This window comes from Collinsella aerofaciens, from assembly GCF_039062315.1.
GTDB lineage: Bacteria > Actinomycetota > Coriobacteriia > Coriobacteriales > Coriobacteriaceae > Collinsella > Collinsella aerofaciens_BG.
Genome location: NZ_JBCJBG010000021.1, coordinates 1 through 17,336, shown reverse-complemented (window position 1 = coordinate 17,336; position 17,336 = coordinate 1). Strand labels below are relative to the sequence as shown.

At 60.1% G+C, this 17,336-nt stretch carries 16 protein-coding genes; 15 read left to right on the top strand and 1 reads right to left on the bottom strand.

Annotation, left to right across the window (positions count from 1 at the left end):
- Positions 1–19: 19 nt before the first annotated feature.
- The 3 genes from ABCP74_RS08720 (at position 20) to ABCP74_RS08710 (ending at position 2,622) form a co-directional block, all read left to right on the top strand.
- Positions 20–883, top strand: coding sequence for a phosphatase PAP2 family protein (locus tag ABCP74_RS08720; RefSeq protein ID WP_343001107.1), 864 nt, complete (start codon positions 20–22; stop codon positions 881–883).
- Positions 884–928: 45 nt separating this feature from the next.
- On the top strand, positions 929–1,954 hold the full coding sequence (locus tag ABCP74_RS08715) for a threonine aldolase family protein (protein WP_343001108.1): 1,026 nt from the start codon (positions 929–931) through the stop codon (positions 1,952–1,954).
- 77 nt (positions 1,955–2,031) lie between these two features.
- Positions 2,032–2,622, top strand: coding sequence for a GNAT family N-acetyltransferase (locus ABCP74_RS08710; protein WP_343001109.1), 591 nt, complete (start codon positions 2,032–2,034; stop codon positions 2,620–2,622).
- 21 nt (positions 2,623–2,643) lie between these two features.
- Here the strand turns inward: ABCP74_RS08710 and ABCP74_RS08705 are convergent, their stop codons facing one another.
- Positions 2,644–3,366, bottom strand: coding sequence for a GntR family transcriptional regulator (locus ABCP74_RS08705; RefSeq protein ID WP_343001110.1), 723 nt, complete (start codon positions 3,364–3,366; stop codon positions 2,644–2,646).
- A 205-nt stretch (positions 3,367–3,571) separates the two neighbouring features.
- Here ABCP74_RS08705 and ABCP74_RS08700 point away from each other — a divergent pair, with 205 nt between their 5' ends.
- From ABCP74_RS08700 to ABCP74_RS08645, 12 genes are all read left to right on the top strand, one after another.
- Complete coding sequence (locus ABCP74_RS08700) at positions 3,572–4,564, top strand: SIS domain-containing protein (RefSeq protein ID WP_118226093.1); 993 nt, start codon at positions 3,572–3,574, stop codon at positions 4,562–4,564.
- A gap of 339 nt (positions 4,565–4,903) precedes the next feature.
- The gene (locus ABCP74_RS08695) at positions 4,904–5,986 is read left to right on the top strand and encodes a DMT family transporter (protein WP_343001111.1); all 1,083 of its coding nucleotides are present in this window, start codon (positions 4,904–4,906) and stop codon (positions 5,984–5,986) included.
- 182 nt (positions 5,987–6,168) lie between these two features.
- The gene (locus tag ABCP74_RS08690; protein WP_117746781.1) at positions 6,169–7,092 is read left to right on the top strand and encodes a PTS sugar transporter subunit IIAB; all 924 of its coding nucleotides are present in this window, start codon (positions 6,169–6,171) and stop codon (positions 7,090–7,092) included.
- A gap of 36 nt (positions 7,093–7,128) precedes the next feature.
- Positions 7,129–7,923, top strand: coding sequence for a PTS mannose/fructose/sorbose/N-acetylgalactosamine transporter subunit IIC (locus ABCP74_RS08685; RefSeq protein ID WP_006235136.1), 795 nt, complete (start codon positions 7,129–7,131; stop codon positions 7,921–7,923).
- Positions 7,924–7,936: 13 nt separating this feature from the next.
- The gene (locus ABCP74_RS08680) at positions 7,937–8,770 is read left to right on the top strand and encodes a PTS system mannose/fructose/sorbose family transporter subunit IID (RefSeq protein ID WP_195235002.1); all 834 of its coding nucleotides are present in this window, start codon (positions 7,937–7,939) and stop codon (positions 8,768–8,770) included.
- Positions 8,771–8,970: 200 nt separating this feature from the next.
- On the top strand, positions 8,971–9,954 hold the full coding sequence (locus ABCP74_RS08675; RefSeq protein WP_230317570.1) for an SIS domain-containing protein: 984 nt from the start codon (positions 8,971–8,973) through the stop codon (positions 9,952–9,954).
- 160 nt (positions 9,955–10,114) lie between these two features.
- Entirely contained in the window at positions 10,115–10,744 is a 630-nt protein-coding gene (locus ABCP74_RS08670; RefSeq protein ID WP_343001114.1) for an HAD family hydrolase, read from the top strand.
- A 355-nt stretch (positions 10,745–11,099) separates the two neighbouring features.
- A complete protein-coding gene (locus ABCP74_RS08665; RefSeq protein ID WP_099432583.1) occupies positions 11,100–12,107 on the top strand; it encodes a YitT family protein in 1,008 nt (335 codons plus the stop codon).
- A gap of 220 nt (positions 12,108–12,327) precedes the next feature.
- Positions 12,328–13,047 carry a GntR family transcriptional regulator gene (locus tag ABCP74_RS08660; protein ID WP_238023115.1) on the top strand — a complete coding sequence of 240 codons (720 nt, stop codon included), beginning with the start codon at positions 12,328–12,330 and terminating at the stop codon, positions 13,045–13,047.
- 309 nt (positions 13,048–13,356) lie between these two features.
- Positions 13,357–15,339 (top strand): RecQ family ATP-dependent DNA helicase, encoded by a 1,983-nt coding sequence (locus ABCP74_RS08655; RefSeq protein ID WP_343001115.1) that lies wholly within the window; start codon positions 13,357–13,359, stop codon positions 15,337–15,339.
- Positions 15,340–15,341: 2 nt separating this feature from the next.
- Positions 15,342–16,097, top strand: coding sequence for a GntR family transcriptional regulator (locus ABCP74_RS08650; protein WP_343001116.1), 756 nt, complete (start codon positions 15,342–15,344; stop codon positions 16,095–16,097).
- A gap of 144 nt (positions 16,098–16,241) precedes the next feature.
- On the top strand, positions 16,242–17,210 hold the full coding sequence (locus ABCP74_RS08645; RefSeq protein ID WP_343001117.1) for an SIS domain-containing protein: 969 nt from the start codon (positions 16,242–16,244) through the stop codon (positions 17,208–17,210).
- Positions 17,211–17,336 lie beyond the last annotated feature (126 nt).

Genomic DNA, 17,336 nt, shown 5'->3' with positions numbered 1-17,336 from the left:
GTTCCATCGAAAGGAAAGCATGTTCGGATACATCTATAAGAAAGATGTCGCCATTATCGCGGTTGTCCTGTGCCTTTGTCTGGGCGTGGGCAGCTTCTTTGATTATCAAATCTCGAGTGCGCTGTTCAACATCGGCAGCATGTACGGCCGCTTTGTCGAGGCGGCCGGTGAGCTGCCGTTCGAGCTGACGGCGAGCATCGCGGGCGTTATGCTCGTACGCGCGGTGCCTCCCGACTCCAGGGGGAGCAAATGGCTCGCCGTGCTCGGCATCCTCGTCAACGTTGGCCTGACCGGCTACGAGATCGTTTCGTCCCTGAGGGTTGGCGGCAAACTCATCGCGGCTCAGTTGGTGCTGACGTTTGCGTTGGTCATCGCAGCCAACTTCATCGCCTACCGCCTCACGCGCACGACCGAGCCCGACGAGCTTACGCGCTGGGCGTTGATGGTGCTGGCCGTGTGGGTCGCTCAGGCCATCATCCTCAACGTCATTGTTAAGCCGTTATGGTCGCGCCCGCGCATGCGCGTGATCGAGGTCACGCCGGGGCTCAATTTTCAGCCGTGGTGGGTGATCGGCAACCCCGACAAGTGGACCTATATCGCCGCCGGCGTGATAAAGGACGGGTTCAAGTCGTTTGCGAGCGGACACACGGCGCATGCGGCGATCGGCCTTATGCTCGCCGGGCTTCCCGCGGCAGCCTTTAAGGAAAAACCTTCGCGTCGCCGCGTGATCTTTTGGGCGGCGGTTGTTGTTGCAGCGTTCGTCGCCTTTGGGCGCATCGTGATCGGCGCACACTTTTTGAGTGACGTGAGCTGCGGTTTTGCCCTGGTACTGGCACTTGAGTGCCTTGCCGCACGCATTGCCTATCCCAACGGCGTACAATAGCTCCGTTTGAATCATCTGGCCGATACCCGGTAAGAGAGGATTGCCATGCTCGCGTTTAACAACGATTATTCCCACGGCGCACATCCGGCAGTGCTGCAGGCGCTCGTCGACACCAATATGGAGCCGCAGCCCGGCTACGGTACCGATGCGCACACCGAGCGTGCCAAGCAGCTTATCCGCGAGGCCTGTCAGGCGCCCGACGCCGACGTGTTTTTTCTGGTGGGCGGCACGCAGGCCAACGCGACGGTGATCGACATGCTGCTCGCGCCGTACGAGGGCGTCGTTGCTGCTGAGACTGGCCACGTCGCCTGCCATGAGGCAGGCGCCATCGAGTTTGGCGGTCACAAGGTGCTCACCATCCCCGGATACGAGGGCAAGATGCACGCCGAGGACCTCGAGAACTATATCCAGGTGTTCTACGAAAACGAGAGCTACGAGCACACGGTGTTCCCGGGTGCCGTGTACGTGAGCCTATCGACCGAGTATGGCACGCTGTATTCCAAGGCCGAGCTCGCGGCGATTCATGCGGTGTGCCAGAAGCGGGAGATTCCGCTGTTTGTGGACGGCGCCCGCCTGGCCTATGCGCTGGCGGCCGATGAGTGCGACATTACCCTGCCCGAGCTGGCACAGCTGTGTGACGTGTTCTACATCGGCGGCACCAAGTGCGGCGCTCTGTGCGGCGAGGCCGTGGTGTTTTGCGGCATGCATGCTCCGGCGCATCCCATTCCGCGTATTAAGCAGCATGGCGCACTGCTTGCCAAGGGCCGCCTGACGGGTGTGCAGTTCGAGGCCCTTTTTACCGATGGCCTGTATTTTGAGATTGGTCGCCAGGCCATCGAAACCGCGCAGGCGCTTCGTCGCGTGCTGCACGAGCGCGGCTACCAGTTCTTCTTGGAGACGCCCACAAACCAGCAGTTTGTGATTCTGTCCAACGAGGACATGGCCCGCATTCGCGAGCATGCCTCGGTCGAGTACTGGGAAAAGTACGACGAGACCCACACGGTGGTGCGTTTTTGCACCAGCTGGGCCACGACGCAGGAGGATATCGACGCGTTGGCGGCGGTTCTGTAGCCTGATGTAATGACGGGGGGCCGCCTTGCGCTGGGTTTGGCGCAAGGCGGCCTTTGTTTTTGAGGGAGAAGGGTTGTATGACCGAGATGTCCGAGCCGACGATTCGCCTGGCGACGCCCGAAGACGCGTCGGCGTTGCTTGCCATCTATGAGCCGTATGTGCGCCATACGGCGATTACCTGCGAATACGAGGTGCCGAGCGTTGAGGAGTTCGCCGGGCGTATTGAGCGTACGCTCAAGCGCTATCCGTATCTGGTGATGGAGTTGGACGGGCGTCCGGTAGGCTATGCCTATGTGAGTCCGCTTAACAGCCGCGAGGCATACGACTGGTCGGTCGAGACGTCAATCTACCTGGCACGCGATGTGCGCCATGGCGGGCTGGGTCGCAAGCTGCACGACGCGCTCAAGCAATGCCTGGTCGCGATGGGCATCACCAACATGTGCGCGCTCATTGCCGTGCCGCACGATAAGGACGACGAGTATCTGACGCACAACAGTCAGGATTTCCATGCCCATATGGGATATCGCCTGGTGGGTGCCTTTGACCGCTGTGCCCAAAAGTTCGGCCGCTGGTACGACATGTGCTGGATGGAGCTGGTCCTGGCCGAGCGCACACCCAACCAACCCAAACCAACCTGGTTCCCCGACCTTCCCAAACCTACCATTTAGGGACAGGTTTATTTTGGCAGGTTAGCCGATGGGCTCGGTGTATTTGGCGCGGTCGGTGCGCTGGATGCGCTTGGAGACGTGGAGCGGGCGGCCGTCGGTGTCGTAGACGTAGTCGGTGATCAGGATCAGCGCCTGCCCGCGCTCAACGTTGAGCAAAAACGCCTCGTTTTGTGAGGCATAGCACACCTCAAAGGTCTTATGCCCCTGTGCCGGTGCGCGATGGAACTCCTGTCGCAGCGTGGCGTAGAGCGAACCGTTGATATCGCGATCGATGAGCGACCCAAAGCTCGGCGGCAGGTAGGTGGTCTCCAGGCACAGCGGCGCGTCGTCCAGGTAGCGCAGGCGGACAAGTTTGACGAGCTTACTGCCCACAGCGGCGTCAAAGAACTTAGCTATGCTGCCGGCCGCCTTGGCAAAGCCCGAGTCCACGGTGCGCGTGGTGGGCTTCATACCCTGGCCTTCGACCTGCTTGGTATAGCTCGAAAACACTAGGTTGTTCTCGTGGAGCGCGGGCGTGTCGGCCACAAAGGCGCCACGCCCGCGCTCGGTGCGCACCAGGCCCTCATCAACGAGTACCTTAAGGGCGTGGCGCACGGTGCTGCGCGACAGCCCCGATTCGTCCATGAGCTCCATCTCGGACGGCAGCTTGTCTCCGCGTACGTAGATGCCGGCGGCGATGCGGTCGCGAAGCGTACCCGCCAAGCGCTCGTATTGGCTCAGTTTCTTTTTAGATGAAGCGTTCATGCGATCAGCCTATATCTAACTTGTATGCTTATCTAAGCAAGCATGTATTCAACACAACAATAAAACCGCTGGTATCGAGCTACCGAAAACCTTACCAGCAAAATTTCTAAGACAAATATAGCATACAACTAGTCGACATAACCAAAACATGTATGTAACTTGTATGCCATCGAGAGCATCAAACGAGAAGAAAGGCTGATGCACGATGACTACTCAGGAACAGGTTAAGGACGTCGTCTCCCAGGTTTTGGCTGACAAGGCTGACAAGGGCGGCATCAAGCGCGTCGTGTGGATTGGCGCTGGCGGATCCAACGGCGGTAACTATCCTGCCCAGTACTTTATGGAGCACGAGGCCACGCAGGTCGTGAGCTCCAGCTACACCAGCAACGAGTTCGTGCACGCAACCCCTGCCTACGTTAACGAGAACACCCTGGCCGTCGTCGTGTCCATGCGCGGCACCAAGGAGACCATCGTCGCCGCCCAGGTCGCCAAGGACCACGGCGCCAGCACCATCGCCATCTATGTTGACGAGTCCGGCCTCACCGAGGTCTGCGACTACAAGATCCAGTACGACAGCCTGGCCGTCGACGAGTCCTGCATGGGCCGCACCAACTCCGCCGTCGTGACCATGATCGCCATGGAGCTTACGCAGCAGACCGAGGGCTATGCCGAGTACGAGACTGCCATGGCCGCCTTCGACTTGGTCGATCCCATCTACCGCAAGGCCGTCGAGTACACCCGTCCGCTCGCTGCCAAGTGGGCCGAGCAGAACGCCGACAAGCCCTGCATCAACGTCATGGCCCAGGGCCCGCTCTTTGGTGCCGCCTACGTCTTTAGCATCTGCAACGTGCAGGAGATGCTGCAGATCGACTCCTGCACCATCAACACCTGCGACTTCTTCCATGGCCCCTTCGAGATCCTGGACAAGCGCACCTCGCTGTTCCAGCTCATCAGCGTCGGCCGCAGCCGCTGCAACGACGAGCGCGGCATCCGCTTCGTCAACCAGTACGGTGGCGAGCGCGTCTATCAGCTCGACGCCAAGGAGCTCGGCCTCAACGACATCAAGGACAGCGTGAGCGAGTACTTCAACCACCTGATCTTTGCCCCGATCCTCAACAACGTGTATATGCGCGCGCTCTCTGCCGTCACCCACAAGGACTACATGACGCGCCGCTACATGTGGAAGCTTGAGTATTAGTTACGCGGTTTTACCAAACCGCGTAACGACTCGACGCTGCAAACCCACCTGAGCGGCAATCTGCCTTTCAGCTTCAGCGGCATGACCAGAAGGTCAATGCCGCTTCGCTTCAAGGCACCTTGCTCGCTCAGGTGGGTTTTCGCTGTCGTTGCCAAAACATCGGCGTTGCCTTGGTCCAGATGTGACACTTGGGGACGTTCCTTTTCTACCGGCAATTGGGGACAGTCCTAGTCGTTGGGGAAGCAGATTTTTCCGTTCGGCGATTTGTGTCTTGAAAAATGTATATAACGACTATAACGTAGTGTGAAACATATTGGAAACAATACCGAGGAGGCTGCGTTGAAGAAAAGCAATCTGGGCTATGTGCTGGTGCTGGTCGCTGCGCTTATGTGGGGCAGCATCGGAATCTTTGTAAACGGCATCTCGGCCATGGGCGTTTCGTCCCAGAGCATGGCTGCCTTTCGCTTGTTGGTCGGAGCGCTTATCTTGGCGCCGGTCCTGATGTTTATGGGCTGCCGTCCGGGTGAGGGGTCTACCGTGGCTCAGGGTCCGCTGGCCCTGTTCAAGGCAAGCCCTAAAGAGCTTGTTCCCTGCGCGCTTGTCGGTATCGTCGGTCTGGCCGCCGCCAACACCTGCTATTACGAGTGCATGGGCGAGGTCGGCATGTCCACGGCCTCGGTGCTGCTTTACACCTCGCCGGTGTTTGGCGTCGTGCTCGGCCGCGTGCTTTATCGCGAGGACGTGACCCCCAACAAGCTCGTTGCCATTGTCTTTAACATCGTTGGCTGCGTGCTTGCAGTGACCAATGGCGACCTTTCCGGTTTTCATTTTTCGGTTTGGGGCGTCACGTCGGGCGTGATTGCAGGCCTTTGTGGCGCGTCGCTCGCGGTGTTTAGCCGAATAGCGACCAAGACGGTCCACCCGCTGGCTGTCACGTTTTGGGGCTTTGTTTTTGGCGGTGCGGTTATGGCAGCTATCGCGGCTCCGTGGCCGGATGTCGCCGCGGCAATGTCGCCACAACTGCTGCTGTTGTTCCTTGGCTTTGGACTCATCCCCACAGCCGTGGCTTACATCTTATATATGCAGGGTCTGTCCATGGGGCTCGAGACGTCGAAAGTTCCCGTTGTAATGTCTTTCGAGACGGTCGTCACCGTACTGGTGGGCATTGGTGTCTATGCCGAGCCCGCCGGCGCGATCAAAGTCTTGGGCATCGTGCTGGTGCTCGCGTCCATCCTGATCATGAACACCGACTTCTCCAAGCTGCGCAACAGTGTGTTTGTCGGTCATGTCGTTGAGAGCATGACCTTTAGGCCCAACGCGTGGTGGACGGAGAAATCGCAGGACATGGATCTGTTTAAGGAACGCACCGGCATCGCGCTGGAGCCCACCGTGCAGGAAAGCCCCTGGTACTTCGTGCGATAGGGGATGGGCGAGACGTCTGATCGAGTGCCGACAAGACAGTGCCGACCTGTCCTGCACCAACGTTTCGAGTACGTTAAACCCGCAAACGGTCGATTTTCACCCGCGAACGGTCTTTATACTAATTAGCAATATCCGCAACGTATAAGACGTTATAATGACCATAACGAAAAGGAGGAGGCGAGATGAATCAGATCATTCTCGCATCTCATGGCGGCCTGGCCGCAGGCGCCAAAGACACGCTCGAGATGGTTCTCGGCGACGTGTCGAACGTCCACGTCGTGTCGCTTGCTCGTGACGACAAGGAGCCCATCACCAATAAGGTTGAGGCTATGATCGCCACGTTCAACGCGGACGACACCGTCTATGTGCTGACCGATATGCTCGGCAGCTCGGTCAACAACAACATGGTCGAGCTTTCCAAGAACGGCACGAAGTTCACGGTTGTCAGCGGTTTCAACATCCCGCTGGCGCTCACGCTCGCTATGAGCCCCGTCCCCGTCAAGGGCGCCGAGCTCGCGGCCCTCATCAACGAGGCCCGCACCGGTCTGACCAACCCCAACGCACCGGTCGAGGCCGCCGCGGCTCCCGCCAAGAAGGCCAAGGCGTCCCGTCACAGCTCCGGTCCCGCCAAGATCGTCCTCGCACGTCTTGACTACCGTCTGCTGCACGGCCAGGTCGTCTTTACCTGGACCACCAAGGTTCAGGCCGAGCGCATCATCGTCGTCGACAACGCTGCCGCCAACGATGACATCAAGAAGGGCGCTCTTAAGCTTGCCAAGCCCCAGGGCGTGCGCCTGAACGTCTTCACCGTCGAGCGTGCCCTCGCCAAGATGGACAAGCTCAACACCCTCGGCGAGCGCGTCATGTTCGTCTTTGGCAACACTGCCGAGATGCTGCAGTTCTGCCAGGGCTACAAGCTCGACGCCATCAACCTGGGCGCCACCGCCAACCACGACGGTGCCGATCAGGTCGGCGGCAAGGACAGCTCCGTCTTCCTCGACGCCACCCAGAAGGCCGACGTCAACCAGCTGCTCGACATGGGCATCAAGCTCTACGTCCAGCAGACCCCTACGTATCAGAGCGTCGACATCGACGCCAAGCTGTAATCAACCAGGCTTTTGCCTGACTGAAAGGAGAAGGGTATGAATACGTTCATCAGTGCGGTGCTCGTCGGCCTCGTCGGCGTGTTCTGCATGTGGGACTCCCGCCTGCTCGGTCGTCTTAACTTCGAGCAGCCCCTCGTTGGCGCTACGCTCGTCGGTCTGCTGCTGGGCGATGTGCCCACCGGCCTTGCCGTCGGTGCCGCCGTCGAGCTCGTGTCCATGGGCCTGGTGCAGGTCGGCGCCGCCGTTCCGCCCGATATGGTCCTGGGCGGCATCGTGGCCGCTGCCTTTGCGTGCCTGACCGATGCTTCCGCCGAGACCGCCATGACGATCGCCATCCCGGTCGCCGTCCTGGGTCAGCTCCTCGGCATCGTGTTCCGTTCCATCATCGCCGCCCTCACCCATGTGGCCGATAGCGCGATCGATAACGGAAAGTTCAAGACCGCCTACCGTATGCACATCTGCGCCGGCTCCGGTCTGTACGCTGTCATGTACTTCCTGCCGATCTTCCTCGCCGTCTTTGTTGGCACCGACCTGGTTCAGGCCATCGTCAACATGGTTCCCGAGTGGCTGTCCACTGGTCTTAACGTTTCGACCAAGATCATGACCGCCTACGGCTTGGCCCTGCTGCTCACCATGATGATCAAGAAGGGTATGACTCCGTTCCTGTTCATCGGTTTCCTGCTCGCCGCTTACCTCAACCTGTCCGTCATCGCGGTCGCTCTGATCGGTGTGTGCCTGGCTGTCGTCTTCATGGGCTTCAAGTTCAACGGTTCCCATGCAGCCGCCGGTGTCGATTCCGACTACGATCCGCTCGAAGACGACGAAGACTAAGGAGGAACACACTATGGCAACCGCAACCAAGGACGTGTCCCTGAACAAGAAGGTCAGCCAGTTCTTCTGGCGCTCCTGGGCCATCCAGGCCTCTTGGAACTACGAGCGTCAGATGAACATGGGCTTCCTCTACGGCATGGTCCCCACGCTCGATCGCCTCTATCCGGATGAGTCCGACCCCAAGCAGCTCGCTGCTAAGAAAGAGGCTTACCACCGTCACATGGCGTTCTACAACTGCACCCCGCAGACGAGCGCTTTCATCCTGGGCCTCTCCGCCTCCATGGAGGAGGAGTACGCTAAGGATCCCGAGAACTTCGATCCCGATTCGATCAATGCGGTCAAGACCTCCCTCATGGGTCCGCTTTCCGGCATCGGTGACTCCTTCTTCCAGGGCACCATCCGCGTTATCGCCTTTGGCCTGGGCGTTCAGCTGGCTCAGCAGGGCTCCATCATGGGTCCGATCCTGGCCATGCTCATCTCCATCGTCCCCTCTGTGGTGATCACTTGGTTCGCAGCCAAGATGGGCTATCAGGGCGGCCACGAGTACCTGAGCAAGCTTCAGGGCGGCGACCTCATGGAGAAGCTCATGTATGTCTGCGGCATTGTGGGTCTTATGTCCGTGGGCGGCATGATCGCTACGCTGATCGGCGCCACCACCCCGCTGCAGTTCGCTGAGGGCACCGTCGTTATCCAGGACATCCTGGACGGCATGATGCCCCAGATGATCTCCCTTGGCCTCACCGGCCTTATGTATTGGCTCATCAAGAAGAACGTCAACACCGGTTGGCTTCTCGTGATCGCCATCGTGGGCGGCATCGCCCTCTCCGCGGCCGGCATCCTGGCCTAGTCGCGACCAAGCGTCTAACCGCTTTCCCCCGGGGGCCTGCCTGGCATCCCATACCCCAGGCAGGCTTCCATTCCCAAAATGCGACAATGGGATAGTCCCCTTGTCGCATCCTCAACGGGCCGGCGACTCGGTCCAAATCACGGTAACCCTGCGAGCGTCCGGCAATGTGGCGCCGCAAAAAATCGAAAGGAATGTGTCAGATGTACGAGATCGACCTTAACCTCCCTAAGCAGATCGTCGCTGACGTCCTGTCCAACCACGAGATCCACAGTGTCGCTTTCGTCGGCTGCGGTGCTTCCATGTCCGACCTTTACCCCGCCAAGTACTTCCTGGCCAACAACACGGACAAGCTGAACGTTCAGATCTTCACCGCTAACGAGTTCAACTACGACACGCCCTCCTGGGTCAACGAGCACACCTTCGTGATCACCTGCTCCCTCGGTGGCTCCACGCCCGAGACCGTCGAGGCCAACAAGACCGCCAAGAAGCACAACTGCCCGGTCGTCTCCCTCACCAACAAGGCTGGCTCCGCTCTGACCGTCGACGCTGACTACGTCATCGTTCACGGCTTCCACGCCAACTTCGCTGCCAAGTGCGAGAAGCCCGGCTACGCCATCGCTCTTGCTGTCGAGATCCTTCAGCAGACCGAGGGCTATGACCACTACGAGGACATGATCACCGGCCTCACCAACGTCTTCGAGCTCTGCGAGAACGCCGCTCAGCACTGCAAGAAGCTCGCCAAGAAGTTCGCCGAGGACTTCAAGGACGACAAGATGATCTACTTCATGGCTTCCGGTGCCTCCGAGAAGATGGCTTATTCTCACGCCGCCTTCCTGTTCACCGAGATGCAGTGGATCGACGCTGCCGCCTACAACACCGGCGAGTACTTCCACGGCCCGTTCGAGGTTTCCACCGAGGGTAAGCCCTACGTCTTCTTCATGTCCGATGGCGCTACCCGTCCGATGGATGCCCGCGCCCTCACCTTCCTTGAGCGCATGGGCGCCAAGGTCGCTCTGATCGACTCCAAGGACTACGGCCTGGCTGACGCCGTGCCCGCGAGCGTCGTCACCTACTTCAACCCGCTGCTGCACCTCGCCGTTATGCGCGAGTACGGCAACCAGATCGCCGAGGCCCGTCAGCACCCGCTGACCATGCGTCGCTACATGTGGAAGCTTTCCTACTAATCACAAGTAAGTAGACCTTACGGGTTGATTGAAAGGGGATGGGGTTTTGCGCCCCGTCCCCTTTTTTGCTCTGGGGAGGGCGTGTCTGTCGCGTCGCAAATCCCAGATAAAACCTACCAAAATAAACCTGACCCTTTTTGGCAGGTGGGAGGAGATGCGTATGATCAAGGCAGTGCTGTTTGACATGGACGGCGTGCTGGTCGATACCGAGTGGTTCTACAACCGTCGTCGTGTGGCGTTTATGGAGGAGAAGGGCTTCCACTTTGACGAGATCCCCGATCTTTCGGGGTCTAACGAGCCTGCCATTTGGGAGGCGCTGGTGCCCGACGATGTTGAGCTGCGCGAACGCCTGCGCGTTGAGTACAAGCAGGTCTACAGCCCGGACCATCCCGTTCCGTATGCCGAGCTGCTCAACGAGCAGACGGAGCCGGTGATGCGCGAGCTGCACGAGCGCGGCGTGAAGTGTGCCATCGCGAGCTCGTCCTACCGCGAGCTGATCGACGAGCTGGTGGAGATCGCTGGCATTGCCGATGTGCTGGATTACACCATCAGCGGCCACGAGTGCAGTGCGTTTAAGCCCGACCCCGAGATCTACCTGCGTGCCATGGAGGCGCTGGGGGTGGAGCCTGCCGAGTGCCTGGTTATCGAGGATTCGCCTTTAGGCATCGAGGCCGGCAAACGCTCCGGCGCCCGAGTCCTGGCGCTGCGTCCGCACGAGGGCGTCAACCTCGATCAATCGCGAGCCGATGCCGTTATCGATAATCTAGCCGACATTTTGGCCGCTCTGTAACGTCAATTCACCGCAAGAAGCACGGGTTCAAACGTTTTTTGCGGTGGACTGGCTCAATTTGGTTTTGATTTTGATCCGTTTGGCTTCGATTCGGGCTAAGTGAGTAGACTTTTTGGCGCAGGCCGAGCACACAGTGCACCTGCTCTTGTAAAACCGCAGGTCACAGGGGTGGCGGTTTTGGGTGTGCTCTGCAGGTCGCGTAAAGTCTACTCACTTGTAATTTGGGCCTTTGGTCGTGGGGGTTGCTGGTCCCGTTTTGGTTGTCGAGGGAGGGTGAATTGAAGCGCCCCCGCACGCTCCATGCTACAATCGCGGGCATGCCCCACAACCACATCTGCCTTCGAAAGGAGCCTACGTGGCGAACGCCATCGATCAGCTCACGGACCGCGTGCTCGTGCTCGGCCGCCTCACCATCGTCCGCCGCGCCATTACTGCCGTGGCGGTCACAATTTCCGCCGTTCTCCAGACATTCCTGATTCAGGCGTTCATTCAACCCGCCGACCTGCTTCCGAGCGGTCTTACCGGTGTCGCGGTCCTGCTCGATCGCGTTACCTCGCTCGGCGGCGTTCACATCGACATCTCGCTCGGTATGCTCGCGCTCAACATCCCCGTGGCGCTCCTATGTTGGAGCGGCATTAGCAAGCGCTTCGTCATCTTCTCGATGATGCAGGTCGTGCTCTCATCGCTGTTTCTCAACGTCTTTCACTTCGCTCCGTTTTTGGGCGACAAGATCATGCTCATCATTTTTGGCGGCGTGGTCTCGGGTCTGGGCGCTGCCATCGCGCTTAAATCCGGCGCATCCACCGGCGGCACCGACTTTATCGCGCTGTGGGTTTCCAACCACACGGGCAAGACCATCTGGGGCGTCATCTTTGGTTTCAACTGCTTTATCCTGGCGATCTTTGGCTTTATGTTTGGCTGGGACAAGGCGGCGTACTCCATCGTGTTCCAGTTTATTTCGACCAAGACCATCGACAGCTTCTATCGTCGCTACGACCGCGTGACGCTGCAGATCACGACGCGCAAGGCGGACGAGGTCATGACCGCCTATGTTGACCATTTTCAGCATGGCATTAGCTGCGCCGAGGTCATCGGCGGATACAGCCGCGAAAAGATGTATCTGCTGCACGCCGTTGTCTCGACCTACGAGAGTCAGGACATTATCAAGCTGGTGTGTGACATTGATCCCGGCGCCGTGATCAATGTGTTCCACACGCTCAACTTTGTGGGCGGCTGGTGGGGCGGTCATGTCGACGAGCCCATGCCCACGGCCGTACCCGATCCCGACAAGCCCGCGCGCATGGCCAGCAGGCAGGCGCGCCTCAGCGAGCAGGACAGCCTGCAGCAGGACGACGGCAAGTAGGGTACCGGCATTTTGCCGGCCTGGCGCAATCCTGTCCGCTTGAGCCTCCCGAAAGCCTCGCTGCTTTCGGGAGGCCTTCGTTTGCCCAGATAAAACCTACCAAAATGAAGCTGTCGCTTTTTGGTAGGGAGGGTGTATCGTTTTATCAATATGAGGTAACATGAAACTAGACGTTATATACGTATTAGTTATTTCGATATTCCAATAAGAGTGATTAGATATGCCTACGCCCAAAAATGCACCGCTTTACCAGCAGATTTATGACGAAATCAAGGACGCGATCGAGAAAGGTGTTTATGCACCCAAGGAGCGTATTCCGTCCGAGCTTGAGCTAGCCGAGCAGTACGACGTGAGCCGCATTACGGTGCGCCGCGCCGTCGAGGAGCTGTGCTCCGATGGCTACCTGGTTAAGCAGCAGGGCCGTGGCACCTTTGTCTCCACGCCGCACATCAACCGCCAGTTCCACGCTTCGACGCTGCAGACGTTTACCGCGCTGTGTGCCGATAATGACATGAAGGCGGGCGCGCATGTGGTCGATCGCCAGATTGTGCCGGCACGTCAAAACGAGATGGAGTTCTTTGGCCTGCAGAAGGACGCGCTGCTGCTGCACATCAAGCGCGTGCGTACGGCCGACGGCGAGCCCATTTTTGAGGAGAACATCTTTGTGCCGTTTGACGCCTACCGTGAGCTGTTGACGGCCGATCTTGAGGACAAGTCGATTTTTTCCGAGGTCGAGCGTGTTGGCGGAACGCCGATTGTCTCGGTTGGCTACCGCACGGTCGAGGCTGTTCGTGCCAATACCGAGCAGGCGGCCGAGCTGGGCATCGCTCCGCACGATCCACTACTCAACCTGCGTGCCGGCTTTATCGGCCCCAATGGCGAGCCGGTCCTGATGGGTAAGCAGTACTACGTGGGATCGCGCTACGTTATGGTCATGTAGGGTTGGTTCCGCCGTTCTGACGAACGACGGACCGGTCGACGCTGCAAACGCCCCTAAGCGGCAATCTGACGTTCAATCGTCGGTCGCGTACCGAAGTACGCTTCCCTCCTCTTTCACGTCACCTTGCTCGCTTAGGGGCGTTTTCGCTGACTTATGCTCAACCTGCGACGTTTCCGTGCTCATTCGGAAAGTGTCCAATAATCCACGCTCATTCGCCTTGGATTGCGCCGCCCATGGCCGGCGGCCGGGCGACGCCGGTCCGCGTGGCGGCGTATAATCGGCGGCAGATGATTCTGACGTTAGGAAACCATGACCGATAGCATGCAGCAGATGGCGCTCGACACGCTCGGCGCCTATTTTGGCTACACCTCGTTTCGCCCGGGACAGGATCGCATGGTCGATGCGATTCTTGCCGGTCGCGATGCGCTCGGCGTTATGCCCACAGGCGCCGGCAAGTCTATCTGCTACCAGGTGCCTGCGCTTATGCTGCCCGGCATCACCTTTGTGGTGAGCCCGTTGCTGTCGCTTATGGAGGACCAGACCCGCGCGCTGCTCGCGGCGGGTGCGCGCCCCAGCTATCTCAACTCCAGTCTTACTCCGGCCCAGCAAAACACCGTGCTCAAGCGGGCGTGCGAGGGCCGCTATCAGCTTATGTATGTGGCGCCCGAGCGCCTGCTCGAGCCGCGCTTTTTAGCCTTTGCGCAGGAGGCCGCGGCGGACGGCGGCATTGGCGTGCCGCTCGTGGCCATTGACGAGGCCCACTGCGTGAGCCAATGGGGCCAGGATTTCCGCCCCGCCTACCTGCAGATTCGCGAGTTCATCGATTCCCTGCCGCAGCGCCCTATCGTGGCGGCCTTTACCGCTACGGCGACCGAGCGTGTGCGCGCGGACATTCAGCAGATGCTCGGTCTGCAAAATCCCGCGACGGTAGTGATGGGCTTCGATCGCAAGAACCTCTACTTTGGTTGCGAGGAGATGGGCGATAAGGCCAAGACCGCGTGGGTGCGCGACTATGTGATCGCGCATTCGGGTGAGAGCGGCATCGTGTATTGCTCGACCCGCAAGACGGTCGATGCGCTGGCAGGCGATCTTGCCGAGGCGCTGAGCCCCAGCGGCATTCGTGTTGGCCGCTACCACGCCGGCATGGGCAACGACGCCCGCCGCCAAAGCCAGCGCGCTTTTATCGACGACGATATTCAGGTGATGGTTGCCACCAATGCCTTTGGCATGGGCATCGACAAACCCAACGTGCGCTACGTGATCCACAACAACGTGCCCGAGAGCATCGAGGCCTACTACCAGGAGGCGGGCCGCGCCGGCCGCGATGGCGACCCGGCTAGCTGCCACCTGCTATGGAACGGCAACGATTTTCGCATGCGCCGCTTTCTGATCGACCGCGGCGATGCCGCCGATGAGGCGCTCGATGACGAGCAGCGCGCGTGGGCGCTCCAGAATCGATATCGTCTGCTCAGCCAGATGGAGGGCTACTGCAATACCACCGGCTGCCTGCGCGAATACATGCTGCGCTACTTTGGCGACGAGGCCGCGGCCGTGCATGCCGCTGAGGCCGGTACGGGCAGCGCCGCCACGGACGAGGCCGAGGGCTGCGGCAACTGCAGTAACTGTCTCACGCAGTTCGAGGTCGAGGACGTCACCGATATGGCCCGAGCTGCCGTGCGCTATGTGGCCACGCGTCCCATGCGTTTTGGCAAGTCGCTCATCGCCGACGTGCTCCACGGCGGCAACACCGAGCGCATTCGCCAGATGCATCTGGACGAGGACCGCGGCTACGGTGAGCTGTCGAGCGAATCGGTCGGGCGCATCAAGGATATCATCGGCCAGCTGTGCGGCCGCGGTTATCTGGCTACCTCGCAGGGGCAGTACCCGGTCGTGGGGCTGGGCCCGCGCGCCGGCGAGGTCGAGAACGAGGCGTTCGTCTTTACCGTTAAGCGTCGTGCGTCCAAGCGCAAGGCCTCGGCTCGTGCCCGCCGTGCGGTGGATCTGCTGCGCGAGGAGGCCGAGCTGGATCAGCGCCCGCGCGTGGGTGACGATGCCGAGCTGTTCGAGCGCCTGCGTGCCCTGCGCAAGGAGATTTCGACCGAGCTGGAGATGGCGCCGTACATGGTCTTTTCCGACAAGGCCCTGCGCGGTCTGTGCCGCCTACGCCCGCAGACGCGCGACGAGCTTGTCCAGGTCAACGGTATCGGCGAGAAAAAGGCCGACGCCTTTGGCGAGCAGTTTATGGCGGCGATTGAAGAGTTTGAGTCCGAGCATGCACGGGATGGAGCGTAACGATGGCATTCGACGATAAAACCGAGCGCGCCGAGGTGCCCGCCGTACCGCTGTACCAGCAGGTCATGGACGACCTAAAGGGCGAGATCGCGCGCGGCGTGTACGTGGCCGGCTCGCGCATCCCTGCCGAGATGGAGCTCGCGAAGTCTTACGGCGTGGGACGCATCACCGTGCGCCGCGCCATCGAGGAGCTGTCACGCGCGGGGTATCTCAACCGCCAGCAGGGGAGGGGTACCTTTGTGTGCGCTCCCAAGCTCAAGCGCAAGATTCGCCAGAAGGGTGACGTCCAGAGCTTTACTGAGGGTTGTGCTGCCAACGACATGGTGCCGGGTGCGCGTCTGGTGTCGCGCACGGTGGTTGCGGCGACGCACGAGGATGCGGCGTTCTTTGGCGTGGAGCCCGGCTGCGAGCTCATCGTGGTCGAGCGCGTGCGCACGGCCGACGGCATCCCCGTCATGCTCGAGAACAACGCCTTTGTGCTCGCCGACCATCCCTACCTGCAGACGCTGGCCGATGAGGACCTTTCCGATAACTCAATCTTTGCGCTCGTTGCCGAACATTCGGGTCGCGCGCCGCTCAAGTCCGACCCCTGCACCGTGGAGATTGCACTTGCCGATGCTCAGACGGCCCCGCTACTGGAGGTGCCGGTCGGTGAGCCGCTCTTCTATATGGAGGCCTACTTTACCGACGCTGGCGGGCGCCCTCTACTGCTCGGCCGCCAAAAGATTGTGGGCTCGCGCTACGTCTTCGACATCTAACGTCCACAGATAGAACAACATAGAACAACTTTGGTGAAATAACTTCACGGGCGTTGCCGTGCGTGTTATAAATAGGACAACATAGAACGACAGCAGGTACGAGCTGCCGTCGCTCAAAGCCGCCCCACAAGGAGGAACATCAGGATGAACGCACATGATCTGGTTCAGGAAATCATCGAGCGCAAGGGCAAGATCGAGAACGTCTTTTGGATCGCTTGTGGCGGTTCGATGATCGACCTGATGCCGGCCAACGAGCTGCTCAAGCGCGAGGCCACCACGTTTACCTCGACGGTCTACACGGCACGCGAGTTTTGCCTGATGGCCCCCAAGAGCCTGGGGCCGAAGTCGCTCGTTATTGCCTGCAGCCACAGCGGCAACACGCAGGAGGTCGTCGACGGCTGCGAGATGGCGCTGGCCGCCGGTGCCGAGGTCGTTGCCCTCACCGACTGCGAGGGCTCCAAGATCGACAACGGCAAGTGGACTACCTGGGTCTACCCCTGGGGCGAGGGCGTGCCGCAGGCCGAGGTGCCTCAGGGTATCGGCGCTCTGATCGCCGCCGAGCTGCTCGACCAGCAGGAAGGCTACGAGGCACTCGCCGACATGTACGAGGGCCTCAAGCAGATGGATGCGCTGCTGCCCGCCGCTCGCGAGAAGGTCAACGCCGAGCTGGGCGATCGCTTTGCCGAGCTCTGCCAGCAGCACAAGTTCTTCTATATCCTGGGCTCCGGACCCAACTTTAGCCAGACCTACGCCATGGCCATCTGCTCGCTCATGGAGATGCAGTGGCAGCACTGCTGCTACATCCACTCCGGCGAGTACTTCCACGGTCCCTTCGAGGCCACCGAGCCCGGTGTGTTCTACTTTGTGCAGCTTGGCGCCGGCGAGTGCCGCCCTATGGAGGAGCGTGCCCTTGCGTTCCTCAACACGCACACCGATACAGTCATGGTGCTCGATGCGCTCGAGTACGGTGTGGGCGAAGTGCCTGCCAGCGTGCGTTCGTATCTGGAGCCGATCTTCTTCTACAACATGAGTTGCGAGCTGCGCGCCGCCCGCGGCAAGGTCTTCGACCACAGCCCCGAGGTTCGTCGCTATATGGGCATCGAGCAGTACTAATAATATACCGGGAATAACCTCTCACGACGGGGTCTGCGCTGCGCGCGGGCCCCGTTTTGCGTTGCGGCGGCCGGATCCGTGTCTGCGCGAAAAACGAAGGTGAATACTTTTCCGCGAAGTGAACGA